Genomic DNA, 24,339 nt, shown 5'->3' with positions numbered 1-24,339 from the left:
CGCGGGTCAGCCGCAGCGGGCGCTGGTGACGACCATCTGATCGTCATAGCTGACGGTCAGCCGGTCGGGGCGGAAGTCCATGGTCATGGCCATATTGGGACCGCCCCAGCGCAGCGTCTTCGCGCCCGACGCCTTGAGCAATTCCGCGCCCAGATCGGCCGTCGCCTTCTGGCCGGTGAAGCGGTCGAGCCCGTCATGGCTGCACGGCCCCTGCGCCATGGCAGGCGGCGATGCGGAGCCGGGGCCTTCGCTGCCGGTTCCGGCACAGGCGGCCAGGGGCAGGAGTATCATCGCCATCATCGGCATGGGCACCGGCATCCGCATCGTCCGTCTCCTTATTCAGTCCGCGTCATCTTGAGCCGGCCATTCTTGACCGCAAAGGCAAGGCGTCCTTCGACCAGGTCCACCGCGTCCCGGCCGAACTGGTCATAGCGCCAGCCTTCCAGGATCGCGAGATCGTCGCGCACGCCGGCGGCCAGCGCCTCGATATCGTCGGTGCGGGCGAGCAGGCGCGGGGCGACATTGATGTCGCGCGAGCGAATCTTGAGCAACAGCTTCAACAGGTCGGCGACCAGTGCGCCATCCTTGCCCAGGCCCGGACGCTTGGGATCGCGCTCGGGCATCTCGTCCTTGCCGAGCGGCTTGTGCGCGCCGAGCGCAGCCATCAGCCGGCCGCCAATGTCGTTGCTCTTCCAGGTGGCGGAGAGACCGCGCACCTTGCCCAGATCCTCCTGCGCGCGCGGCGGGTGGCTGGCGATGTCGGCCAGCGTCTCGTCCTTGACGATGCGGCCGCGCGGCAGATTCTTGTCCTGCGCTTCCTTCTCGCGCCAGGCGGCCAGCGCCTTGAGGCGACCCAGCACATCGGCCTTGCGGCTGGCGATGCGGACGCGCTTCCAGGCTTCGGATGGATCATTCTCGTAATTGGACGGATCGCTGATCCGCTCCATTTCCTGGTCGAGCCAGTCGCCGCGCCCGGTCTTGCGCAATTCTTCCAGCATCTTGGGGAAGATTTCGATCAGATAGGTGACGTCGCCGATCGCATAGTCGATCTGGCGCTTGTCGAGCGGGCGGCGCGCCCAGTCGGTGAACCGTGCGCCCTTGTCGAGTTGCACGCCGAGCCAGGCGTCGACGAGGTTGCCATAGCCGATCTGTTCGCCAAGGCCGAGCGCCATGGCGGCGATCTGGGTGTCGAACATCGGATGCGGCGTCTTGCCGGTCAGATTATGGACGATCTCGATGTCCTGGCCGCCGGCATGGAAGACCTTGAGCACGTCCTCATTATTGACCAGCAGGTCGAGCAGGGGCGTAAGGTCGATGCCCGGCGCCTTGGGATCGATCGCCGCGGCCTCGTTGGAGTCGGCGACCTGGACCAGGCAGAGTTCGGGCCAGTAGCTATTCTCGCGCATGAACTCGGTATCCACCGCGACATAGGGGGATTTGGCCATGCGGGCGCAGAAATCGGAAAGCGTCTTGCTGTCGGTAATCAGCGGATGAATTTGCATATGGTCTTCGATCTTATTATGGGCTGGCCCGCGTCCTGCGGGCTGGTCGATAGTCGACAAGGCAAGCCCATAGCCGGGCCGCAACAATTTGTCATTTCCGTAAAACGAATTTGAAAGATCGAAACGCCATGCACGCCTATCGCACCCACAATTGCGGCGCCCTTCGTGAAGCCGATGTCGGCGCGAATGTGCGCCTGTCCGGCTGGGTGCATCGCAAGCGCGATCATGGCGGCGTTCTCTTCATCGACCTGCGCGACCATTATGGCCTGACCCAGATCGTCGCCAAGGCGGACAGCGAGCCGCTGCGCATCCTAGACGGCCTGCGTGCGGAATCGGTCGTGACGATCGACGGCACCGTGGTCGCGCGCGGCCCGGAAGCGACCAACCCGAAGATGGCGACCGGCACGATCGAGGTCGTGGCCGACAAGGTGACCGTGCTGTCGACCGCGGCCGAACTGCCGCTGCCGGTGGCGGGCGAGCAGGAATATCCCGAGGATATCCGCCTGCGCTATCGCTTCCTGGACCTGCGCCGCGAAACGCTGCACGCCAATATCGTCACCCGCACCAAGATCATCCGCGACATGCGTCGCCGCATGGAAGATGCCGGCTTCACCGAATATTCGACGCCGATCCTGACCGCGTCCAGCCCGGAAGGCGCGCGCGACTTCCTGGTGCCCAGCCGCATCCATGCGGGCAAGTTCTACGCCCTGCCGCAGGCGCCGCAGCAATATAAGCAGCTGCTGATGGTTGCCGGTTTCGACCGCTATTTCCAGATTGCGCCCTGCTTCCGCGACGAAGATCCGCGCGCCGATCGTCTGCCGGGCGAATTCTACCAGCTCGACCTGGAAATGAGCTTCGTCACCCAGGAAGATGTCTGGAACACGATGGAACCGGTCATCGCATCGGTGTTCGAGGAATTTGCGCAGGGCAAGCCGGTCACCCCGGCCGGCAGCTTCCCGCGCATTCCGCATGCCGAAGCCATGCTGAAATATGGCAGCGACAAGCCGGACCTGCGCAACCCGATCATCATCCAGGACGTGACCGAGCATTTCCACGGCTCGGGCTTCGGCATCTTCGCCAGCCTGGTCGAGAGCGGCAATGTGATCCGCGCGATCCCGGCGCCGGGCGCGGGCGCGGGCAGCCGCAAATTCTTCGACGACATGAACAGCTGGGCGCGCGGCGAAGGCTATTCGGGCCTTGGCTATATCAACATCAAGGATGGCGTGCCCGGCGGCCCGATCGCCAAGAATCATGGCGAGGAAGCGACCGCCAAGCTGATCGCAGCGCTGGGCCTTGGCCCGAATGACGGCGTGTTCTTCGCCGCGGGCAAGGAGTCGCAGGCAGCGAAGCTGGCGGGCCTGGCGCGCATCCGCGTCGGCGAGACGCTCGACCTGATCGACAAGGACCGGTTCGACCTGTGCTGGATCGTCGACTTCCCCTTCTATGAATATGATGAAGACGAGAAGAAGGTCGACTTCGCCCACAATCCCTTCTCGATGCCGCAGGGCGGGCTGGACGCGCTCAACAATCAGGATCCGCTGAGCCTCAAGGCCTATCAGTATGACATGGTCTGCAACGGCTATGAGATCGCGTCGGGTTCGATCCGTAACCAGTCGCCCGAGGCGATGGTGAAGGCGTTCGAGCTGGTCGGCCTCAGCCAGGCCGACGTGGAAGAGCGTTTCGGCGGTCTCTATCGCGCGTTCCAGTACGGCGCGCCGCCGCATGGTGGCATGGCCGCCGGCGTCGACCGTATCGTGATGCTGCTGTGCGGCGCGCAGAATCTGCGCGAGATCACGCTGTTCCCGATGAACCAGCGCGCCGAAGACCTGCTGATGGGGGCGCCCAGCGCTGCCGAGTTCAAGCAGCTGCGCGAACTGCATGTCCGCGTGGTGGAGCCGCAGGCGAAGGCATAAGCCTTTCCCTCGGCTGGAAGGAACAGGGCTCCCGCCATCTGGCGGGGGCCTTTTTCTTTGCCGTCTTGCCTTGCTGTATTGTTATGATAACACACGTGGCGGCAAGGGAGCGTGGCGGATGATGCGGACGATCATGGCGATAGTGGCAGCGGGGCTTGCGGCGGTGTCTGTGCAGGCGACTGGTCCCGGTTTCGATCCGCGCGCTTTGAAGGCGGTTGCCGGGCCGCCCAATGAGGTGATGGTGCTGGGCACGCCCCATCTGTCGGGCTGGCCAAAGGATTTCGATGCAAAGGCGCTGGGGCCGCTGATCGACCGGCTGGCGGCGTGGAAGCCGCAATCGATCGCGGTCGAGTCCCTGTCTGGCCTGCAATGCGACGCCTTGCGTCGCGCGCCGTTCCGCTATGCGGAGACGGTGGAAACCTATTGCTGGGACGCGACGCCGGCGCGCCAGGCGACCGGGCTGGACGTGCCGGCCGCCACGGCCGAGGTCGAGCGGCGTATGGCCGCCTGGCCGGAGCGGCCGACGGCATCGGACCGGCGCCATATGGCGGCCTTGTTCCTGGCGGCGGCGGATCAGGGATCGGCGCTGGTGCAATGGCTGCGGCTGGACGGCGCGGACCGGCATGCGGGGGATGGGCTGGACGCCATATTGGTGGCGCGGCTGGAAACGCTGCGCCAGCGTCGCAACGAGGAGTTCCTGATTGCCGCGCCGCTGGCTGCCCGGCTGGGGCTGGAGCGGCTGGAACCGATGGACGACCACAGCGCCGACCGGCCCTATCGCAATGCCGAGGAGGAGAAGGCGGCGGGCGCGGCGATCATGAAGGCGTGGGACAATGAAGCGACGGCGCGGCGCAAGGCGGCCGATGCGGCGCTGCAGCCCGGCATCCGGACGGGGGCCGGCGTGCTGGCGCTCTATCGCGCCTATAATGCGCCGGATCAGGCGCAGACCATCTATGACAGCGATTTCGGCGCGGCGCTCAAGGAGCCTTCGCCCGAGCGTTTCGGGCGCGGCTATGCCGGCTATTGGGAGGTGCGCAACCTGCGCATGGCGGCCAATATTCGCGACGTCTTCGCCGCCGCGCCGCGCCAGCGGATGCTGGTGATCGTCGGAGCCTCGCACAAATTCTATCTCCAGGCCTATCTCGACATGATGCACGATGTGCGGCTGGTCGATACCGATGCCGTGCTGCACTGAGGCCGCGCTTGCTCTTGGCGGCGCGGTTCGATCTAATCAGCCGTCCCCTTGCAGGAGAGCGGCGCATGACGATCAATCTGTCGGACTATGAAACCGGAGCGAAGTATAAAGGCGATTATGATGCGGCGCTGCTGGCGCTGCAGCGTCGCCTGTCGAAGATTCAGGTCGCCCATATCCTGCATCGCCGCCGGACCGTCATCATGCTGGAAGGCTGGGATGGCGCGGGCAAGGGCGGCATCATCAAGCGGATGACCGCGGACTGGGACCCGCGTTACTATCAGGTCCACCCGATCGCCGCGCCGACGCGCGAGGAACTGGACCATCATTTCCTCTGGCGCTTCTGGACCCGGCTGCCCGCCAGCCAGAATATCGGCCTGTTCGACCGCAGCTGGTATGGCCGGGTGCTGGTCGAGCGGGTGGAGAAATATGCCACCAAGGCGGAATGGAAGCGCGGCTACAAGGATATCAACGCGTTCGAGGCGCAGCAGGTCGATACCGGCACCAACATCATCAAGCTGTTCGTCCACATCACCCAGGAGACGCAGGACGAGCAACTGGCGCAGCGGCTGGATACGCCGTGGAAGCGGTGGAAGACCGGCGCCGACGATTATCGCAACCGGGCCAGGCGTGCGGATTATTGGGATGCGACGCACGACATGTTCGAGAAGACCGACACCAAGCAGGCGCCCTGGAAGGTGATCGACAATAATAACCGCAAGGCCGGACGAATCGCGGCGCTGACCTATGTCGCGGAGCGGCTGGAGAAACTGGTGCCGATGGATTTCCCGGCGGCCGATCCCGAAGTGGTCAAGCTGGCGCGCGAGGCATTTGGCTATAAGCCGGCCAAATAATTCCGCAAAAACAACTATCTGTAACAAAAGCGTCATTAAATACTAAGCGGTCATTTACCCTTTTCTTCTAGGCCGGGCGCCATGTACGCGCCCCAGATGCTCGATCGGCCCGACCCGGAGCCGCATGTTGCCGCCGGCACCGCCTTGCCCTTTGCGCAGGGCTGCGCTGCGGTCCGGCTGGGCCAGCCGCTCAGCCAGGCCGTCGACCGCTTCCAGGACGATGCGGCGCTGCGGCTGCTGCCGGTGGTGGACGCCGCCGATCGGCCGGTGGGGGCCATTTATGAGCGCGACATGCGGCGCATCCTGTTCAATCCCTTCGGTCATGCGCTGCTGCGCAATCCCAGTTTCGGCGGGCGGCTGGACGAGCATGTGCGGCCGTGCGCGACGGTGGAGCAGAGCGCCAGCATCGAACGGCTGATCGACCTTTATGCAGCGCAGGGGAGTGATTGTGAGGGGCTGATCGTCACGCAGGGCGGCGATTATGCCGGCGTGGTCGGCGGCCCGCTGCTGCTGCGGCTGGCGGCGGAGCGGGATACACGCGATGCGCTGGCCCGCACCCGGCGGCTGGAACATGTGACGCGCGAGAGCGGCGCATTTCGCGCGGATGTCGAGGCGTTGATCGCCGATCTGGTCGGCATGGCCGACATGCTGTCGGCGCGCGCTGAACAGGCGGTGGAGCGGGCGTCGGGCAATGGCGAGGCGGCGGCCGGCATGGCGGTCGCGGCGGAGCAGACGGCCGACAGCCTGCACGGCATCGCCAGCGGCGGGCAGGAACTGGGCGGGCTGTTCCAGGCGATGGAAAGCCAGGTGCGCGCGGCGGGCGAGGCGATCCGCGCGGCGGTGGCGCAGACGCAGGTCGGGGCCGAGCAGACGGCGGCGCTGCGGGTCGAGGCGGACGGGATCGGCGCGGTCATCACCCTGATCGACGATATTGCGCGGGCGACCAGCATGCTGGCGCTCAATGCCAGCATCGAGGCGGCACGGGCCGGCGAGGCGGGGCAGGGCTTTGCCGTGGTGGCGCGCGAGGTGAAGACGCTGGCGAGCCAGACGCGCGAGGCGGCGGCCGAGATCGGCCAGCGCATCGGCCATGTCCGGCTGGCGGTGGAGACGGTGGCGCAGGGCCATCTGCACATGGACGCGGCGATAGCGACCGCGAACGAGGTGTCGGCATCGGTCTTTTCGGCGGTGGCGCGCCATGGCGCCTTCAGCCGGTCGATCGCCGCGAGCCTGTCGGAAGCCGGATCGTCGAGCGACCATATCCGCCAGAGCGCGCGCCAGATCAGTGACAATGCGAGCGCGGCGGCGGCAGGCGCCCATGATATCGGCGTTGCGGCGGGGCAACTGGCGACGGTCGCACACCGGCTGGACGATCGGGCGAGCCGGTTCCTGCAGGCGATCCAGGCAGGCTGAACCGCACAAAGCCTCTGGTAACGGCGCAAAAAGCAGCTAGTCTTGCATCCAATGGGTCCGGCACGGGCCGAAAATGGGAGAGAAGATCATGCTCGTCATGTTCGTCGGCGTCGATCGCACCGAAACCGCGGTCAACCCTACCCAGGTGACCTTCGTCTCATCCGTGACCGACGGCACCCGCATCCGCTTTGGCGAAGGCCGCAGCGTCACCGTGACCGAGCCGATCGCCGAGGTGCTGGATTCGCTCAACCGCGCCCTGCGGCCGCACGAATAGCGGTCTTTTCCCTCTTCCCCTCCGTTGCGCCTGCATGGCGACAGCCCTGTCTTGCGCCCGGCAGGTAAAAGGCCCGCCGCGCCATCGCGCAACGGGCCTTTTCAGAGCGTGAAGCCAGAGGTGGACGAAAGCCAGGATCAGGCGCCCGGTTGATCCGGTCGGGCGCGGTCGTCCTGCTTAGTCGTCATCCCCCGCTTCGGGTCCGGCCATCATCCCTTCGGCGACTTCCTCGGTCTTGCCGCGGATCGCCTTTTCCAGGCGGTCTGCCATTTCGGGATTTTCCTTGAGGAAGGTCTTGGCGTTTTCGCGACCCTGGCCGATGCGGACCGAGTCATAGGAGAACCAGGAGCCCGACTTCTCGACCAGCCCGGCCTTGACGCCGATGTCGAGCATTTCGCCGATCTTGGAAATGCCCTCACCATACATGATGTCGAATTCGACCTGCTTGAAGGGCGGGGCGACCTTGTTCTTCACCACCTTCACGCGGGTCGCGTTGCCGACGATATCGTCGCGATCCTTGATCTGGCCGGTGCGACGGATGTCGAGACGGACCGAGGCGTAGAATTTGAGCGCGTTGCCGCCGGTGGTGGTTTCCGGATTGCCGTACATCACGCCGATCTTCATGCGCACCTGGTTGATGAAGATCACCATGCACTTGGAGCGGGCGATCGACCCGGTCAGCTTGCGCAGGGCCTGGGACATGAGGCGCGCCTGCAGGCCGACATGGCTGTCGCCCATCTCGCCCTCGATCTCGGCGCGCGGCACCAGCGCGGCGACCGAGTCGACGACGAGGATGTCGATGGCGTTGGAGCGGACCAGCGTGTCGACGATTTCCAGCGCCTGTTCGCCGGTGTCGGGCTGCGACACGATCAGTTCGTCAATGTCGACGCCCAGCTTCTTGGCATAGATGGGGTCGAGCGCATGTTCCGCGTCGACGAACGCGGCGGTGCCGCCGGCCTTCTGGGCTTCGGCGATCGCATGCAGCGTCAGCGTGGTCTTGCCCGAGCTTTCCGGGCCGTAAATCTCGATGATGCGGCCCTTGGGCAGGCCGCCGATGCCGAGCGCGATGTCGAGGCCGAGCGAGCCGGTCGAGATCGATTCAATCTCGATCTTCTCGCGGCTGCCGAGCTTCATCGCGCTGCCCTTGCCGAAGGCGCGATCAATCTGGGCGAGCGCCGCCTCCAATGCTTTCTGTCTGTCCATTGTGCCTGTCTTCTTGGAATCGATGAGTGAGAGCATAGCGGTCATCGGCCTATCCCCTGTCAAGCGGATCGCGTCGAGTCACTCGGCGCCTGCCAATGGTGTATCCTGTTTGTTCCTGTGGAACAAGAGGGGAACGGAAATTTCCTATCCTGCCTATTCAGTCGGCGAAAATCTTCTCCAGCGCGCGTTCGACGGCGCCGATGGTGAAGGGCTTGGCGAGCGTCGGCCGATCGGCATGGCCCTGCGGCAGATCGTCGGCCATGCCGCCGGTGGCGAACAGGAAGGGGATCGACTGCTGGGCCAATATGTCGGCGACCGGCCAGCTTTTTTCACCCTGGAGATTGCAGTCGAGCAGAGCGGCGTCGAACCCGCCCTCGCGCGCCAGGGCGCACGCCTCGTCCACCGACGCGGCGGTCGCGTGGAGGCGATAGCCGAGCGCGTCGAGATAATCTTCCAGCATCATGCCGATCATCGCTTCATCCTCGACGATGAGGATGGACTTGCCGTCAGCCATGCGCCCTTGTCCCTTATTCTTGCTTCCCATCGCTAGCCAAAGGGGCAGGCGATGCCCAGCATAATCGTTTGCCGGCGGGCAAGTTCATTCTGCCGCCGGTCGCATCGCCAGCGCGTCGCGCGCCGCTTCGGCCAGCTGGTTGACGGAAAAGGGCTTGGGCAGGAAGGCGACATTGGCGATGTCGATCGACTTGCGCAATTGCTCCTCGGCATAGCCGGACATGAACAGCACGGGGAGGTCGGGGAAGCTGCGCCGGGCCTGCGCCACCATCGCCGGGCCATCCATATTGGGCATCACCACGTCGGAGATCAGCAGGTCGATCTTCTCGCCGCCGCCCAGCACTTCCAGCCCCTGTTCGCCGTCGCTGGCGGTCAGCACCTTGTAGCCCTGGCGGGTGAGGGCGCGTTCGGCCACGGCGCGGACCATATCCTCATCCTCGACCAGCAGCACCGTGCCGGTGCCCCAGGTTTCGCTGCGCTTGATCGGCGTCTTGGGCTTGGCCTGTTCGATGTCGCCGCCGGCATAGACCGGTAGATAGATGACGAAGCTAGCGCCCCGGCCCAGTTCGGATTCGGCGAAGATATAGCCGCCCGACTGCTTGACGATGCCGTAGACGGTGGAAAGGCCAAGACCGGTGCCCTTGCCCAGTTCCTTGGTGGTGAAGAAGGGTTCGAAGATCTTGGACAAGATGTCGGGCGGGATGCCCAGGCCCGTGTCGGACACGCGCAACGCGGTATAGTCGCTGATCGGCAGAATTTGTTGCCGCATCTCGCGCACGCGGTTCGCCGGCACGCCATAGGTCTGGATATTGAGCGTGCCGCCTTCGGGCATGGCGTCGCGGGCATTGACCGCCAGGTTGATGATCACCTGTTCCAGCTGGCCGGGGTCGGCGCGCACCGCGCCGAGGTTGCGGCCATGGCTGACGTCGAGCTTCACATTCTCGCCGAGCAGGCGCTTCAACAGGTTGGAAACGTCGGCGACGATGTCGGGCAGCTGCAATATCTGCGGGCGCAGCGTCTGCTGGCGCGAGAAGGCGAGCAACTGGCGGGTGAGGCCGGCGGCGCGATTGCTGTTCGACTTGATCTGGGTGATGTCGTCATAGTCGCTGTCGCCCGGCGTATGGCGCATCAGCATCAGGTCGCAATGGCCGATGATGGCGGTCAGGATATTGTTGAAGTCATGGGCGACGCCGCCCGCCAACTGACCGATCGCCTGCATCTTGGTCGCCTGCGCGACCTGACGCTTGAGCTTCGATTCCTCGCTATTGTCCTTGAGGCTGAGCAGAACGGCGGCCTCGCCCAGGCCGCGGACGCCGGCGAGGGAGAGGGCGATCGGTTCCTCGGGCTGTTCGCGCATGCGCACGGCGATGTCGCCCGACATTTGCGGGCCGACGGCAAAGCGGCGCACCGCGTCGGCCACCGCCGCCTGATCCTCGCGCACGACCAGGTCGCCGGGATAGCTGGGCGTTTCGGCATCCTTGATGCCGGCGGCGCGGGCGAACGCCTTGTTGACGAACAGCACCCGGCCGTCGCGATCGGCCATGGCGAGGCCGAAGGGCAGCAGCGAGAGCAGGGTTTCGATATAGGAAAGGGCAGAGGTGCCGCCACCGCCGACCGGCTCGTCGATCAGCAGCAGCAGCATCGGGCCGTCCTGTGCCCCATTCTGGATGCCGCCCAGCTGGGTGGCGCGGCGCAGCGGCACCTGCAGCAGGCGCAGCGGCAGGCCGCCGCTTTCCTCCCGCGCGAGGAACAGGCGGCCCTTGTCATCGACCCGCATATGGGCGGCGAAATCGCGGCCGGTGATGTTGGCATCGATCCGGCCGGCGGCGCGCAGCAGGAAGGCGCCGTTGGCGGCGCGGATGCGGCCCTCGCCGCCGATCATCACGGCCATGATGCCGGCTTCGCCCAGTTGCCGTCCGGCCTCCCCGGTCAGCACGCGATGGACATCATCGAGCGCGCTGGGCTGGCGCATCGGGGTGAAGCGCCAGAGCAGATAATCTTCCGACCGACCGGTGCGGGTGATGTCGACGTCGAGGCGCAGGGTCGCATGGGCGATCGCCTCCACCTTGGCCTCGCCATCGCGCCAGGCGGCGCGGGCGGCGACCGTCAGTCCCTCGATCAGCGAGGCATCGGCATTGACCGCTGGCGGCGAGGGATAGCCGGGGAACCATTCGCCGAACAGGTCGCTAGCGCAGACCAGCCGGCCGGCGCGGTCGGTGACGGCGATCGCCATGCTGGAGGCGTCGGCGGCGGCGCGCGCGCCACAGTCCAGTCGGGCACGGCATCACTGGCGGACAGCGGCGGCGGATAGAGGTGGCGATACCAGGCGAGCAGCGCGGCGATGGTGATGACCGTGGCGGCGAAGCCGGCGGCCAGCGCCCAGTCGCCAATGGCATAGAGGACGATCGCGGCGGAGGCGGCCGCGGCGAGCGCGAGCAGGGGCACGAAGCTGCGCGACGGGGCCTGCCCCATCCACGCCTCATCATCCCTGTTTACCCGCGCAACCATCGGCGCCGTCCCCTTAAGCCCTTACAATGGAACCATGACGCCAAGGATCAGACCCGAGCGATCTCTTCCAATGCGCTGCTTTCGGTGCGCTTGCCAATCCTCAATTTGCGCGCCTGCCACTTGCGCCCCATGCGACGGCGCCAGAACCAGTCGGCGCCGACATAGCCGACCACCGCGCTGGCGAGCGAGATGAGGAAGAGGCCGAGCAGCATGGCCGGGGCGGCTTCGGAAAAGAGCCAGGCGCACCATTGGCCGATCGAGGCATGGCCATCGACCAGTGCCATGAAGCCCGAGGCGTCGGCGCTGCGGCCGAGCATCCAGTTGCCGAGCCACACCGACGCCATCAGGATCAGCGGCGTGGTGGCTGGGTTGGACAGGAAGGTCATTGCCGCCGCCACCGGAATATTGGCGCGGAAGGGAAGGGCGAAGATCGCGGCGCCGGCGATCTGGACGCCGGGGATCAGCAGGAAGATGCCGACGAACAGGCCGAGCGCGACGCCGCGCGGCACCGACCGGCGGGTGAAGCGCCACAGCGAGGGTTCCAGCACGCGGTGGGCGACGGGGGCAAGGACGCGGCTCTTCTCCAGCGATTCACGGGTTGGCGCGTTGGCGTGCCACCAGCGGGAGAAGCGATTGTCCATGGATCAGCTATGCGCCTTCATGATGCGCTGCTGATCGCGCTTCCAGTCGCGTTCCTTGATCGTGTCGCGCTTGTCGTGATTCTGCTTGCCCTTGGCCAGCGCCAGTTCGACCTTGGCCCGGCCCTGGCTGTTGAAATAGACCATCAGCGGCACCAGCGTCATGCCCTTGCGCGACACCGCGCTGTGCATCTTCTCGATCTCGCGTTCGTGCAGCAGTAGCTTGCGCACCCGCTTGGGCTCGTGATTTTCGCGGTTGCCATGGCTATATTCGGGGATGTTGCTGTTCACCAGGAAGACCTGGTTGCCCTTCACCTCGGCATAGCTTTCGGCGATATTGCCCTCGCCGCCGCGCAGGGCCTTCACCTCGGTGCCCTGCAGCGCGATGCCGGCCTCGAACACGTCCTCGATGAAATAATCGAAACGGGCGCGCCGGTTCTCGGCGACGATCTTCTTCTTGTCGAAGGTTGCGGGGCGGGGGCGGGCCATAGTCTGCTACTTAACTCAATTCATCATATAGGGACGCCGGCGCGTCAAACCAGACCGGCGATCTCCAGCGCGCGATCGACCGCGGCGCGGCTCGATTCCGACGGCCAGGTAATCGGCAGCCGAAGCTCGCCGGGCATGTCGGGCCGCACGCGGGTAAGCGCATATTTGACAGGGCCGGGTGAAGAATCGCTGAACAGGGCATCATGCAGGGGATAGAGACGATCCTGCAGCGCCAGGGCACCATCCCAATCCTGCGCGGCGCAGGCCGCCTGGAAATCGGCGACCAGGCGCGGGGCGACATTGGCGGTGACCGAAATACAGCCCCGGCCGCCCATCGCGTTGAAGCCGAGTGCGGTTTCGTCATTTCCCGAAAGCTGGCAGAAGTCCGGGCCGCAGGCGAGGCGCTGCGCGGTGACCCGCCCCAGATTCCCGGTGGCGTCCTTCACCCCGACGATCGACTGATATTCCTGGCTCAGCCGGTGCATCACCGGCACGCCGATGTCGGTGATGGTGCGGGTGGGGACGTTGTAGAGGACGATCGGCAGGTCGCAGCGCTGCGCCAGATAGGCGAAATGCTGATAGACGCCGTCCTGATTCGGCTTGTTGTAATAGGGCGCGACGACCAGCGCCGCGTCGGCGCCGGCGGCCTGCGCCGCATACATATGTTCCAGCGCGATGCGGGTGTCGTTCGATCCGCAGCCGGCGATCACTGGCACGCGGCCGGCCGCCTGGTCGACGCAGATGGCGATGACGCGATTATGCTCCTCGACCGTCATGGTCGCGCTTTCGCCGGTGGTGCCGCAGGGGACCAGCGCGCTCGACCCTTCCTCGATCTGCCAGTCGACCAGGGCGCGGAAGGCGGCCTCATCCACCGCTCCGTCGCGGAAAGTGGTCACCAGGGCTGGAATCGACCCGGAAAACATCATTAAACTCCTTCAATTCTCCGGGCGACCGGGGCATGATCGGGCAAGCGGCGCGCTATAGCGCGTCATTCAGGGCCTGATAAGGATGCAATAGCGATTATGTCCAGCATGCCGAAGCCCGGAACTGTCGAAAGTTACCTGATCCGCATGCCTGTCATTGCTTTATTGCTCGCAACCGCCGGTGCCGGCGCCCAGACCGAAACCCCCACCGTCTATGCCCAGGCGATGGTGCAGCCCCTGCCGGGCCAGCCGGGCTCGACTCAGCCCAGCGCCTGGAACCAGGCGGCCAGCCGCGTCGGCATGCCGTCCGATCCCTCGATCGCCGGCACGATCAGCCAGTGGCGCGCCTTGCAGCAGAGCGATGGGCTGGGCTTTTCCACCTATGCCAGCTTCATCATGGCCAATCCCGGCTGGCCGGGCGAGGACCGGATGCGGCGGCTGGCCGAGACCGGGATCAATCCCGACAGCTTTGATCCGCGCCAGGTGATCGCCTTCTTCGCCCGCTTCCCGGCGCGCACCGCGACCGGCCATGCCCGCAATGCCGTAGCGCTGATGCAGGCCGGGCGGATGGACGAGGCGCGGGTGGCCGCGCGCACCGCCTGGATCACCGGCACGCTGAGCCCGACCGACGAGGCGCGGCTGCTGTCGCTGTTCGGATCGGGCTTTACCGTGGCCGACCATGACCAGCGCGCCGACATATTGCTGTGGAGCAATGACACGATCGGCGCGATGCGGATGCTGGCCTATGTCAGCCCGGCGCGGCGGGCGATCTATGATGCGCGCATCGCCTTTCGCCAGAAGTCGCCGGACGCCGCGATCAAGATGCAGACGGCCGAGCCGGCCGGCGGGGCGAGCGATGCGGGCTTCATCGCCGACAAGGCGACCTGGCTGCTCAACAGCGGCAACTGGATCGCCGGGCGCCAATATCTGGCCAATCGCCAGCCGCTGACCTTCCGCCCCGGCAATGCCGAAAAATGGTATGAGACGCTGCTGGCCCAGGCGCGGTCGTCGGCGAACGACAGCCAGTGGAGCTTTGCCTATGGCATCGCCAGCCAGCTGGACGACGCCTATGCGCCGGGCACGGACGTGTCGACCCGGCCGATCGGCGAGCGCGACGATTATACCAGCCTTGCCTGGCTGGCGGGCACGACCGCCTTCTACAATCTCAACCGTCCGACCGATGCGGTGGCGATGTTCCGCCGCTATGCGACCGGCGGCAAGTCGCCCCAGGTCCAGGCCAAGGGCTATTATTGGGCGGGTCGTGCCGCGTTGCAGGCGGGCGATGCTGCCAGCGCCAACAGCTATTTCAACCAGTCGGCGCAATTCCCCGATCAATATTATGGCCAGCTGGCGCTGGAGCGGCTGGGCCGACCGGTGCCGCCGCCGCCCGAACGGGCGGTGTCGATCTCGGCCGCAGAACGCAGCGAGTTCAACAACCGGTCGGTGGTGCGCGCCGCCAGGGCGCTGGGCCAGATGGGCTATTGGGAAGACCAGAGCAAATTCGTGCGCGCCATTGCCAATGGCGCCGACAGCGATGGCGATCATTTCCTGGCCGCCGAGCTGGCGCAGAATCTGGGCCGCCCCGACATGGGCGTGATGGTCGGCCGCCGAGCGGTGTCCAACGGCCTGACCGGCTATGGCGCGAGCGCCTTTCCGCGCGTGCCGGTGCCGCCGACGGCGCAATATAACTGGACCATGGTCCATGCGATCGCGCGGCAGGAAAGCCAGTTCGACAAGCAGATCGTCAGCCATGCCGGCGCGCGCGGCCTGATGCAGCTGATGCCGGGCACGGCGCGCGAGCAGGCGGGCAAGCTGGGCCTGAGCTATGACGCCGGCTCGCTCAATGATCCCAGCTACAACATCATGCTGGGCTCAGGCTATTTCCAGCGCATGCTCGACTATTATGGCGGCAGCTATCCGCTGGCCGTGGCCGCCTATAATGCCGGGCCGGGCAATGTGAATCGCTGGGTCAAGGCCAATGGCGACCCGCGCCTGCCGGGCGCCGACATGCTGCGCTGGATCGAGCAGATCCCGATCTTCGAGACGCGCAACTATGTCCAGCGGGTGCTGGAAAATGCCGTCGTCTATGAAGCGATGAACCCGGAGCGGGCCAAGTTCAAGGGCAGCAATGCGGTGCTGAGCCGCTATCTTGGCAAGCAGACGCCGGGCTGATCTTTCCGGTTTGCGCGTCGGCCAAGGCTGTGGATAAGGGGCGGCATGAGCGGTCCCTATCCCAATTATATCAGCCCCGAGGGCTTTGCGAAGCTGCGCGCGGAATATGACCATCTGCTGGGCGTCGAGCGGCCGCGCATCGTCGAGGTGGTAAGCTGGGCCGCGGGCAATGGCGACCGCAGCGAAAATGGCGACTATCTTTATGGCCGCAAGCGGATGCGCGAGATTGACGGCCAGTTGAAGCGCCTGTCGAAGAAGATGAAGGACGCCAAGGTCGTCGACCCGCGCCAGCAGCCCGACAAGGGGCGGGTCTATTTCGGCGCGACCGTCACCATCGCCGACGAGGATGATCATCATCGCACCGTGACGATCGTCGGCAATGACGAGACCGATGTGGACGCCGGCCGGATCGGCTGGGGATCACCGATCGCCCGTGCGCTGCGCGGGGCGGCCATCGGCGACCTGCGCCGGGTGCATCTGCCCGCTGGCGAAAAGGAATATGAGGTGATGGCGATCAGCTATCCGCAATAGGATTTCGATCGCTTAACTTCCCACATTTCCCGCACATTTTGACATGGAATTTCCAATCCCCGTAATATCCTTGCGTGGGCCACCCCATTATAGGGGCGATCATCCCTGTAGGACAGCATCCGCCAGCCAGGCGCGGAAGGCGGCCATGGCGGGGCTGTCGGGGCGGGACAGCAGGCGGGTGAGCCAATAGCCGCCGACATCGACGCTCTCAGGAAAAGGCTGGACCAGCCGCCCGGCCTGCAGATCGGCGGCGAACATCGCGACCGGGGCGAGCGCGATGCCAAGGCCGGCGCGCGCCGCCTCCACCATCAGCAGCGAGGTGTCGAACATCGGCCCGCGCAACGGCGGGCAGGGCGCACCGGCGGCAGCGAACCAGCGCGGCCATTCGTCGGCACGATAGGAGCGGAGCAGCGGCTCGCGCGCGAGCGCGGCGGGATCGGCCAGGCGGGCGGCGAGGGCGGGCGTGCAGAGCGGGGCGAGCGGCGCGCGCAGGATCGGCTGGGCATGGGTGCCGTGCCAGGCACCCTCGCCAAAGCGGATCGCCAGGTCCAGCCCTTCGCCGGCCAGGTCGACCCGGTTATTGTTGGTCATCAGCCGCAGATCGACATGGGGGCAGGAGCGGGCGAAATCGGCAAGGCGCGGCAACAGCCAGCCGCCGGCAAAGGTGCCGACCACGCCCAAGGTCAGCACTTCATGCAGCCGCCCGCCCTCGATTCGCTCCAGCGTGCCGCCGACCCGGTCGAACGCATCGGCCAGCACCGGGAGCAGCGCCAGCCCCTCATCGGTCAGAGCGAGGCCGCGCGGCAGGCGGCGGAACAGTGGTGCGCCGATCCGCGCCTCAAGCTGCGCGACCTGCTGGCTGACCGCGCCCTGGCTGACGCAGAGTTCGAGGCCGGCGCGGGTGAAGCTGAGATGCCGGGCCGCCGCCTCGAAGGCGCGCAGGGCATTGAGCGGCAATTGGGCGCGATCCATGGTTTGTGCATAAGATCAGCTAATAGCTGTGTCGAGAATTGATGCTTTGCCGCAAGCCGGTATCTCCCGCAATCTCTGCCGATCACCAAGTATATAGGGGTAAGGCGATGCGCAACTGGATGGGCGTAGGTATCAGCATGGCTGCGATGTTTCTGGGTGGCCCGGCCTGGACGAAGGCGGCGGATGATCCGTTGCTGCGGCCGATCGCGCTCGCCTCGTCCAAGCGCTGGCTGGCGCCGCAGGCACCGGTCCGGCTGCATGGCCAGACCTATCTGGTCGGGTTCGGCGGCCTCAATGTCGCGCTCATCAGAACGAGTGCCGGGCTGATCCTGATCGACGGTGCGGTGCCGCAGGCGGTGCGCGACGTGGAGGCGAACATCAGGACGCTGGGCTTTTCGATCCGCGACGTGAAGCTGATCCTGAGCACGGAGCCGCATTTCGACCATGCCGGCGGGCTGGCCGCGCTGGCCCGCGACAGCGGCGCGACGGTGGTAGCGAGCGCGCCGGCGGCGGCCGTGCTGCGCACTGGCGGCATCGATCCGGCCGATCCGCAGGCGGCCTGGCTGGAGCGTTTTCCCGCCGTGCGCCGGCTGCGCACGGTCAAGGATGGCGAGGAGATCCGGCTGGGCGACACGGTCATCACCGCCGTCGCGACGCCGGGCCATACGATGGGCAGCATGAGCTGGCGCTGGAAAAGTTGCGAGGGGCGGCAATGCGCGACCATGGTCTTCGGCTCCAGCCTCAATCCGATCGCGGCCGATGGCTATGCGTTTTCCGATCCGGCGCACCGGCCGGTGGTCGACGCCTTTCGCGCGACCTTTGCCAAGGTGGGCGTAATGGAATGCGACCTGTTGATCACGGCCCATCCCGATCCGGCCGACCCGGCCAAGCTGGCGCGCCTGCGGGTGAAGCGCGTGCCCAATGCCTTCATCGATCCGACCGCCTGCCGCCGCTATGCCGACCGCGCCGCCGGGATGCTGGACAAGAAGCTGGCGGCGGAAGGGGAAACGCGCAGTTACAGCCGGGGCCGATAGCCCCTTTCCCTGCTGGCCTTAATTTGCAACACTATTGTTGTAAATATAAAGGAGGGCAGGATGCAGATCGCGGGCAGGACGATATTCATCACCGGGGGTGGCGGCGGCATTGGCGCAGGGATGGCTCAAGCCTTTGCCGAGCAGGGCGGGCGCATCATCCTGGCCGATATCGACGCGGGTTTCGCCGAAGCGGAGGCGGCGAAGCTGCCGGCGGGGACGGATGCGCTGGCGCTGCCGATCGACGTTACCTGCCGCGACAGCTGGGCGCAGGCCAAGGCAGCGGCGGAGGCGCGCTTCGGGCCTGTGGATATCCTCTGCAACAATGCCGGAATCGCGTCGGGCTTTGCGCCGCTGATCGACATGGACCCGGCCGATTTCGACCGGCTGGTCGCGGTCAACCTGACCGGGGTCTATAATGGTATCGCCTGTTTCGCGCGGGCGATGGTCGATCGGGGCGCGGGGCATATCGTCAACACATCGTCGATGAACGGGCTCAACCCCTTCGGCCTGTTCGCCGCCTATTCGGCGAGCAAGTTCGGCGTGTTGGGCCTGTCGGATTCGCTGCGGCAGGAACTGGCGCCCCATGGCGTCGGCGTCTCTACCCTGTTTCCCGGCCTGACCCGCAGCCGCATGTCGGAATCCGACACGGTCGGGCCGGGCGCGATGGACCCGGCGCGGCTGGCGCAGATTCGCGCCAACATGATGGAGCCGATCTGGCTGGGCCGGGCGGTGGTGCGCGCGGTCGAGCAGGACCAGCCCTATATCATCACCCATCCCGAATATCGCGACGACCTGGCCCGCCGGTTCGATACGATCCTGGCGGCGTTCGGCGAACCGGCCCAGCCGGGCTATCGCACGGGAGCGTCGGCAACCGGGCGCTGACTCAGGCCCGAAAGCTCAGGCCCGATAGTTCAGGAACGGGCGGCGGCGAGGATCATCTCCGCCCCCTTTTCCGCGATCATCATGGTCGGCGCATTGGTGTTGCCGGACGTGATCGTCGGCATCACCGATGCGTCGATGACGCGCAGCCCGCCGATGCCATGGACGCGCAATTGCGGGTCGACCACCGCGCGCGCCCCGCTGCCCATGGCGGCGGTGCCGACCGGATGGAAGATGCTGCTGGCGATCGCGCCGATCCCTTCGAGCAGGGCGGCGTCATCCTGCCGCTCCGGGCCGGGCCGGAACTCCTGCGGCGCATAGGGGGCGAGGGCCGGCTGGCCGACGATCGCGCGGGTGACGCGCACCGCCTCGACCGCGACCTGGCGGTCCTCGGCGGCGGAGAGATAATTGGGGCGGATGGCGGGCGGGGCGAGCGGATCGGCGGAATGGATCCACACATCGCCGCGGCTGTGCGGGCGCAGGTTGCAGACGCTGGCGGTGAAGGCGGGAAAGGCGTCGAGCGCGCCGCCGAACGCGGCCAGGCTCAAGGGCTGGACATGATATTCGAGATTGGCGCTGGCATGGCGCGGATCGGATTTGACGAACATGCCGAGCTGGCTGGGCGCCATCGACAGTGGCCCGGAGCGGCTGGCGAGATAGTGCAGGCCCATCCACGCCTTGCCCAGCCATGATCCGGCGCGGCCGTTGAGGGTGGCGATGCCGTTCACCCGATAGGCGCAGCGTATTTGGAGATGATCCTGCAGATTTTCGCCGACGCCCGGCCGGTCGGCCAGCACGTCTATGCCCAGTGCGGCCAGCCGGGCGCCGTCGCCGATGCCCGATCGCTGGAGGATGGCGGGGCTGCCGATCGAGCCGGCCGACAGGATGACTTCGCCATCGGCCTGCGCGGTGCAGGCGTCACCATCCAGCAGGAAGCGCACGCCGGTGGCGCGGCCCTGCGCAATCGTCACCCGATCGATCGTCGCGCCGGTGACGATGCGCAGATTGGGGCGGTTCATCGCCGGGCGCAGGAAGGCGTCGGCCGCGCTCCAGCGCCGGCCGCGCCGCTGCGTCACCTGAAAATAGCCCGAGCCCAGATTGTCGCCGCCGTTGAAGTCGGCGGTTTCGGGCACGCCATATTGGCTGGCGGCCTGGCGGAAGCGGTCGAGCAGATCCCAGCGCAGTCTTTGCCGCTCGACCCGTATCTCGCCGCCCGCGCCATGGGTGGCGCTGGCCCCGTCCTGATGATCCTCCGCCCGCACGAAATAGGGCAGGACATCGTCCCAGCCCCAGCCGATATTGCCGGCCTGGCGCCAGCCATCATAATCGGCGGCCTGGCCGCGCATGTAGATCATGCCGTTGATCGAACTGCTGCCGCCGATCACCCGGCCGCGCGGATAGGCGATGGCGCGGGCGCCAAGGCCGGCCTCCGCCTCGGTCTTCAGGCACCAGTCGGTGCGCGGATTGCCCATGCAATAGAGATAGCCGACCGGGATTTTTATCCACAGCCAGTCGTCCTTGCCGCCGGCCTCCAGCAGCAGCACGCGATTGCGCGGATCGGCGCTCAGCCGGTTGGCCAGCACGCATCCCGCGCTGCCCGCGCCCAGGATGATATAATCCCAGCGGCCATAATCCCGGTCCATCGCCTCTCCTCTTGTGCGCGGAACATGGCCCGGCGGGGGCGGCGGCGTAAAGGGGCGGGGCGGGCGCGGTGGCGATATCTGGCCGGGCCATGGCCTGCAAACTGGCCATGGGCGCGGGCGGGCAAGGGGCTATGGCAGGCGGGTGACGGCGCAGGAGGATGGCCCATGCAGATTGCGATACTGACGTTCGAGGGGTTCAACGAACTGGACAGTTTCATCGCCGCCGCCATCCTCAACCGGATGAAACCGCAGGGCTGGGCCGCCTATATCACCGCGCCCGACGAGACGGTGACGTCGATGAACGGGGTGACGGTGCAGCGGCAGCGGCCGCTGGACTTTGCGGCGCAAGCGGACGCGGTGCTGATCGGCAGCGGCATCCGCACGCGCGAGATTGCGGCCGATGCCGCGATGCTGGGTCGGATCGCGCTCGACCCGGCGCGCCAACTGATCGGGGCGCAATGTTCGGGCACGCTGCTGCTGGCGAAGCTGGGCCTGGTCGGCGACCTGCCGGCCTGCACCGACCTGACCACCAAGCCCTGGGTGATGGAGGCGGGGGTGCGGGTGATCGACGCGCCCTTCATTGCGCATGATAATGTCGCGACGGCGGGCGGCTGCCTGTCGGCACCCTATCTCGCCGCCTGGATGATCGCGCGGGGCGGATCGATGGCGGATGCGGAAGCGGCGCTCCATTATGTCGCGCCGGTGGGCGAGAAGGCAGATTATGTCGCACGGGCACGGGCGGTGATCGCGCCATTCGTGGAAGCGGTGCCGGCCTGACGGGCGGCTATCTGCGCAGCAGGAACACCGCATGTTCGGCGAACAGATTGGCGTTCGCATGGGTGGTTTCCCTGTCCCCTTTCAGGAACCACTGGCCATCGATGGTCCAGCCGCGATCCTTCACCAGCGCGCGGAAATCATCGACCGTCACATGATGGATGTTGAGCGTGTCATACCAGGTGTCGGGCAATAGCCGCGTCACCGGCATGCGCCCGCCCCACAGCAGCGACAGGCGCCCGCGCCAATGGGCGAAATTGGGGAAGGAGACGAAGGCCTGGCGACCGATGCGCAGCAATTCATCCACCACCAGGTCGGGGCGCCGGGTCGTCTGCAGCGTCTGGCTGAGGATCGCATAGTCGAAACTGGTGTCAGGATAATAGCTGAGGTCGGTGTCGGCGTCGCCCTGCACCACCGATAGGCCGCGGCCGACCGCAGCCGCGACATTGGATGCGTCGATCTCCAGCCCGCGGGCATCGACCTGGCTGGTGTCACGCAGTGCCGCCATCAGCGCGCCGTCGCCGCAGCCGACATCCAGCACCCGCGTGCCCGGCCGCACGGTGCGGGCGATCAGGGCGAGGTCGGGGCGGAGGAGGTCGCTCATGCCCGGCCACCGCGCAGGAAGCCGTCGACCACCCGGTTCAGTTCCGGGCTTTCGAGCAGGAAGGCGTCATGGCCGAAGGGGCTGGACAGTTCGACGAAGCTGGCCTGCGCGCCCGAGGCGTTGAGCGCATGGACGATCGCGCGGGATTCGGCGGTGGGATAGAGCCAGTCGGTGTCGAAGCTGACCAGGCAGAAGCGCGCGCGCGTCGCGGTGAAGGCCCGCGCCAGCGATCCGCCATGGTCCTCGGCTATGTCATAATAGTCCATGGCGCGGGTGATGTAGAGATAGCTATTGGCGTCGAACCGCTCGACGAAGCTCAGCCCCTGATGGCGCAGATAGCTCTCCACCTGGAAGTCCGCGTCGAAGCCGAAGGTCTTGGCGTCACGGCCCTGCAGCCGGCGGCCGAATTTCTCGGTCAGGCCCGCTTCGGAGAGATAGGTGATATGCGCCGCCATGCGGGCGACGGCGAGGCCGGCGCTCGGCACCTTGCCATCGGCATAATAGTCGCCGCCGCGCCAGAGCGGATCGGCCATGATCGCCTGGCGCCCGACTTCGTGAAAGGCGATATTCTGCGCGCTGTGCCGCGCGGTCGAGGCGATCACGACGCAGCGTTCGACCCGGTCGGGGAACAAGGTGGGCCAGGTCAGTGCCTGCATCCCGCCCATCGACCCGCCGATCACCGCCGCCAGCCGATCGACGCCCAGATGGTCGAGCAGCATCGCCTGCGCCCGCACCATGTCGGCGATGGTCAGCACCGGGAAGCGCATCGCATAGGGATCGCCCAGAGCCGGATCGATGCTGGCGGGTCCCGACGATCCCATGCAGCTGCCGATGACGTTGGAGCAGATGATGAAATGGCGCGCCGGATCGACGGGCTTGCCCTCGCCCACCATCCGCCACCACCAGCCCGGTTTGCCGGTGACGGGATGGTCCGACGCGACATATTGGTCGCCGGTCAGCGCGTGGCATATCAGGATGACGTTGGATTTGTCCGCATTCATCTGCCCATAGCTTTCATAGGCGATGTCGACCGGGGACAGGCTGGCGCCGCTCGACAGCGGCAGCGGACCAGGGAGGCGGGCCTGGCGGCGCAGGCCGAAACGTGTGTCAGGGGAAACGCTGGCCATGACATCGGGCTAAGACGAGGGAAAGAGGCTGTCAATTGGCGGGGCGGGGTGGCGATCGGCCTGCGCTGTCCCTAGATGGAGGGCATGACCGATCAGACCCGTCCGACCATCGTCGCCTATGGCCCGCTCTACCCCTATCTGACCGACCAGCTGGAGCAGCGCTTCACCGTCCATAATGTGGCGGCGGACGCGGATATGTCCGCGCCGCCGGCTGAGATGCTGGAGGCGCGCGCGCTGGTCAGCTTCGGATCGGTCGGGGCGCCCGCCGCCATCATGGACGCGCTGCCGAAACTGGAGATGATCGGGCTTTTCTCGGTCGGCTATGACAAGGTCGATATCGACCATGCCCGCGCAAAGGGCATCCGCGTCACCAACACGCCCGATGTGCTGACCGACGATGTCGCGGACCTGGCCGTCGGCCTTCTCTATGCGACGGTGCGCAACATCGCGGCCAATGACCGGCTGGTGCGATCGGGCGGCTGGGCGCGGGGCGAAAAGCCGGCGCTGTCCGGCCGGGTGACCGGCGCGACCATCGGCATATTGGGGCTGGGCCGGATCGGCCGGGCGATCGCAAAGCGGCTGGAGCCGGTGGCGGGCGAGATTCTCTATCATAACCGCAAGCCGGCGGCTGATACGGCCTATCGCTACGTCGCCGACGCGATCGACTTTGCGCGCCAGAGCGACGTCATCATCGTCGCCACGTCGGGCGGGCCGGAAGCGGCCAAGCTGGTCGACGGCGCGATGCTGGACGCGCTCGGGCCGGACGGCGTCATCGTCAACATCAGCCGGGGCGGGGTGATCGACGAGGTTGCGATGGTCGAGCGGCTGGCCGACCGGCGCATCGCCGGCGCGGGGCTGGATGTGTTCGCCCACGAACCGCATGTGCCCGAAACGCTGTTCGCGATGGACCATGTCGTGCTGCAACCCCATCAGGGCAGCGCCACCGTCCACACCCGCAAGGCGATGGCCGACCTGGTGGTCGCCAATCTGGACGCCTGGTTTGCCGGAGAGGCGCTGCTGACGCCGGTGGTGTAGTATGGGTGGGTCGCGGACTGTCCGAAAATCCTCCCCAAGCTTGCTGGGGGAGGGGGACCGCCGAAGGCGGTGGAGGGGCAAGTAGATGAGGTCGCGCCATTGCCCCTCCGTCAGCGCTTCGCGCTGCCACCTCCCCAAGCAAGCTTGGG

At 66.5% G+C, this 24,339-nt stretch carries 22 protein-coding genes and 1 pseudogene; 11 read left to right on the top strand and 12 right to left on the bottom strand.

Features of this window, described 5'->3' with window-relative positions:
- Positions 1-6: 6 nt before the first annotated feature.
- A complete protein-coding gene (locus tag E5554_RS00265) occupies positions 7-324 on the bottom strand; it encodes an I78 family peptidase inhibitor (protein WP_017499617.1) in 318 nt (105 codons plus the stop codon).
- An 11-nt stretch (positions 325-335) separates the two neighbouring features.
- On the bottom strand, positions 336-1,502 hold the full coding sequence (rnd, locus tag E5554_RS00260; RefSeq protein ID WP_099231051.1) for a ribonuclease D: 1,167 nt from the start codon (positions 1,500-1,502) through the stop codon (positions 336-338).
- Between the two features lie 128 nt (positions 1,503-1,630).
- On the opposite strand from rnd, the gene aspS reads away from it, so the two are divergent.
- The 5 genes from aspS (at position 1,631) to E5554_RS00235 (ending at position 7,145) form a co-directional block, all read left to right on the top strand.
- A complete protein-coding gene (gene aspS, locus E5554_RS00255; RefSeq protein ID WP_136185635.1) occupies positions 1,631-3,415 on the top strand; it encodes an aspartate--tRNA ligase in 1,785 nt (594 codons plus the stop codon).
- Between the two features lie 118 nt (positions 3,416-3,533).
- The gene (locus E5554_RS00250) at positions 3,534-4,610 is read left to right on the top strand and encodes a DUF5694 domain-containing protein (protein WP_017499615.1); all 1,077 of its coding nucleotides are present in this window, start codon (positions 3,534-3,536) and stop codon (positions 4,608-4,610) included.
- Positions 4,611-4,675: 65 nt separating this feature from the next.
- A complete protein-coding gene (locus tag E5554_RS00245; protein WP_063976444.1) occupies positions 4,676-5,461 on the top strand; it encodes a polyphosphate kinase in 786 nt (261 codons plus the stop codon).
- An 81-nt stretch (positions 5,462-5,542) separates the two neighbouring features.
- On the top strand, positions 5,543-6,871 hold the full coding sequence (locus E5554_RS00240) for a methyl-accepting chemotaxis protein (RefSeq protein ID WP_136185634.1): 1,329 nt from the start codon (positions 5,543-5,545) through the stop codon (positions 6,869-6,871).
- An 88-nt stretch (positions 6,872-6,959) separates the two neighbouring features.
- Positions 6,960-7,145 (top strand): hypothetical protein, encoded by a 186-nt coding sequence (locus E5554_RS00235; protein ID WP_004208680.1) that lies wholly within the window; start codon positions 6,960-6,962, stop codon positions 7,143-7,145.
- Positions 7,146-7,322: 177 nt separating this feature from the next.
- Here the strand turns inward: E5554_RS00235 and recA are convergent, their stop codons facing one another.
- From recA to dapA, 6 genes and pseudogenes are all read right to left on the bottom strand, one after another.
- Complete coding sequence (gene recA, locus E5554_RS00230) at positions 7,323-8,393, bottom strand: recombinase RecA (protein ID WP_004208679.1); 1,071 nt, start codon at positions 8,391-8,393, stop codon at positions 7,323-7,325.
- Between the two features lie 112 nt (positions 8,394-8,505).
- A complete protein-coding gene (locus E5554_RS00225; RefSeq protein ID WP_136185633.1) occupies positions 8,506-8,862 on the bottom strand; it encodes a response regulator in 357 nt (118 codons plus the stop codon).
- An 84-nt stretch (positions 8,863-8,946) separates the two neighbouring features.
- Positions 8,947-11,333, bottom strand: a pseudogene (locus E5554_RS00220) (ATP-binding protein).
- A gap of 83 nt (positions 11,334-11,416) precedes the next feature.
- Positions 11,417-12,010 (bottom strand): DUF2062 domain-containing protein, encoded by a 594-nt coding sequence (locus tag E5554_RS00215; RefSeq protein WP_136185632.1) that lies wholly within the window; start codon positions 12,008-12,010, stop codon positions 11,417-11,419.
- 3 nt (positions 12,011-12,013) lie between these two features.
- The gene (smpB, locus tag E5554_RS00210; RefSeq protein ID WP_010337314.1) at positions 12,014-12,496 is read right to left on the bottom strand and encodes an SsrA-binding protein SmpB; all 483 of its coding nucleotides are present in this window, start codon (positions 12,494-12,496) and stop codon (positions 12,014-12,016) included.
- A gap of 44 nt (positions 12,497-12,540) precedes the next feature.
- Positions 12,541-13,419, bottom strand: coding sequence for a 4-hydroxy-tetrahydrodipicolinate synthase (dapA, locus tag E5554_RS00205; protein WP_004208674.1), 879 nt, complete (start codon positions 13,417-13,419; stop codon positions 12,541-12,543).
- A gap of 99 nt (positions 13,420-13,518) precedes the next feature.
- On the opposite strand from dapA, the gene E5554_RS00200 reads away from it, so the two are divergent.
- Together E5554_RS00200 and greB are read left to right on the top strand one after the other, a co-directional pair.
- Complete coding sequence (locus E5554_RS00200) at positions 13,519-15,591, top strand: lytic transglycosylase domain-containing protein (protein ID WP_136185631.1); 2,073 nt, start codon at positions 13,519-13,521, stop codon at positions 15,589-15,591.
- Positions 15,592-15,636: 45 nt separating this feature from the next.
- Complete coding sequence (greB, locus tag E5554_RS00195) at positions 15,637-16,122, top strand: transcription elongation factor GreB (protein ID WP_004208672.1); 486 nt, start codon at positions 15,637-15,639, stop codon at positions 16,120-16,122.
- A gap of 99 nt (positions 16,123-16,221) precedes the next feature.
- On the opposite strand, the gene E5554_RS00190 is transcribed toward greB, so the two are convergent.
- Entirely contained in the window at positions 16,222-17,094 is an 873-nt protein-coding gene (locus E5554_RS00190; RefSeq protein ID WP_136185630.1) for a LysR family transcriptional regulator, read from the bottom strand.
- A 107-nt stretch (positions 17,095-17,201) separates the two neighbouring features.
- Here E5554_RS00190 and bla point away from each other — a divergent pair, with 107 nt between their 5' ends.
- A complete protein-coding gene (gene bla, locus E5554_RS00185; RefSeq protein WP_136185629.1) occupies positions 17,202-18,128 on the top strand; it encodes a subclass B3 metallo-beta-lactamase in 927 nt (308 codons plus the stop codon).
- Between the two features lie 60 nt (positions 18,129-18,188).
- Positions 18,189-19,010, top strand: a complete 822-nt coding sequence (locus tag E5554_RS00180) for an SDR family oxidoreductase (protein ID WP_136185628.1) — start codon at positions 18,189-18,191, stop codon at positions 19,008-19,010.
- 29 nt (positions 19,011-19,039) lie between these two features.
- Here E5554_RS00180 and E5554_RS00175 read toward each other — a convergent pair whose 3' ends face one another.
- On the bottom strand, positions 19,040-20,650 hold the full coding sequence (locus E5554_RS00175; RefSeq protein ID WP_136185627.1) for a GMC family oxidoreductase N-terminal domain-containing protein: 1,611 nt from the start codon (positions 20,648-20,650) through the stop codon (positions 19,040-19,042).
- 165 nt (positions 20,651-20,815) lie between these two features.
- Here E5554_RS00175 and E5554_RS00170 point away from each other — a divergent pair, with 165 nt between their 5' ends.
- The gene (locus tag E5554_RS00170) at positions 20,816-21,427 is read left to right on the top strand and encodes a DJ-1/PfpI family protein (protein WP_136185626.1); all 612 of its coding nucleotides are present in this window, start codon (positions 20,816-20,818) and stop codon (positions 21,425-21,427) included.
- A gap of 7 nt (positions 21,428-21,434) precedes the next feature.
- Here E5554_RS00170 and metW read toward each other — a convergent pair whose 3' ends face one another.
- Together metW and E5554_RS00160 are read right to left on the bottom strand one after the other, a co-directional pair.
- On the bottom strand, positions 21,435-22,028 hold the full coding sequence (gene metW / locus E5554_RS00165) for a methionine biosynthesis protein MetW (RefSeq protein ID WP_136185625.1): 594 nt from the start codon (positions 22,026-22,028) through the stop codon (positions 21,435-21,437).
- Positions 22,025-23,155 (bottom strand): homoserine O-acetyltransferase, encoded by a 1,131-nt coding sequence (locus tag E5554_RS00160; protein ID WP_136185624.1) that lies wholly within the window; start codon positions 23,153-23,155, stop codon positions 22,025-22,027. Before E5554_RS00160 ends, metW begins: the two co-directional genes overlap by 4 nt.
- A 75-nt stretch (positions 23,156-23,230) precedes the next feature.
- Between E5554_RS00160 and E5554_RS00155 the strand changes: the two genes are divergently transcribed.
- Complete coding sequence (locus E5554_RS00155; RefSeq protein ID WP_136185623.1) at positions 23,231-24,190, top strand: 2-hydroxyacid dehydrogenase; 960 nt, start codon at positions 23,231-23,233, stop codon at positions 24,188-24,190.
- Positions 24,191-24,339: the final 149 nt, after the last annotated feature.

Origin of the sequence: Sphingobium sp. PAMC28499, assembly GCF_004795815.1 — a bacterium.
GTDB classification, from domain to species: domain Bacteria; phylum Pseudomonadota; class Alphaproteobacteria; order Sphingomonadales; family Sphingomonadaceae; genus Sphingobium; species Sphingobium yanoikuyae.
The sequence above is the reverse complement of the archived record's forward strand: the minus strand, read 5'-3'. Positions and strand labels throughout refer to the sequence as shown.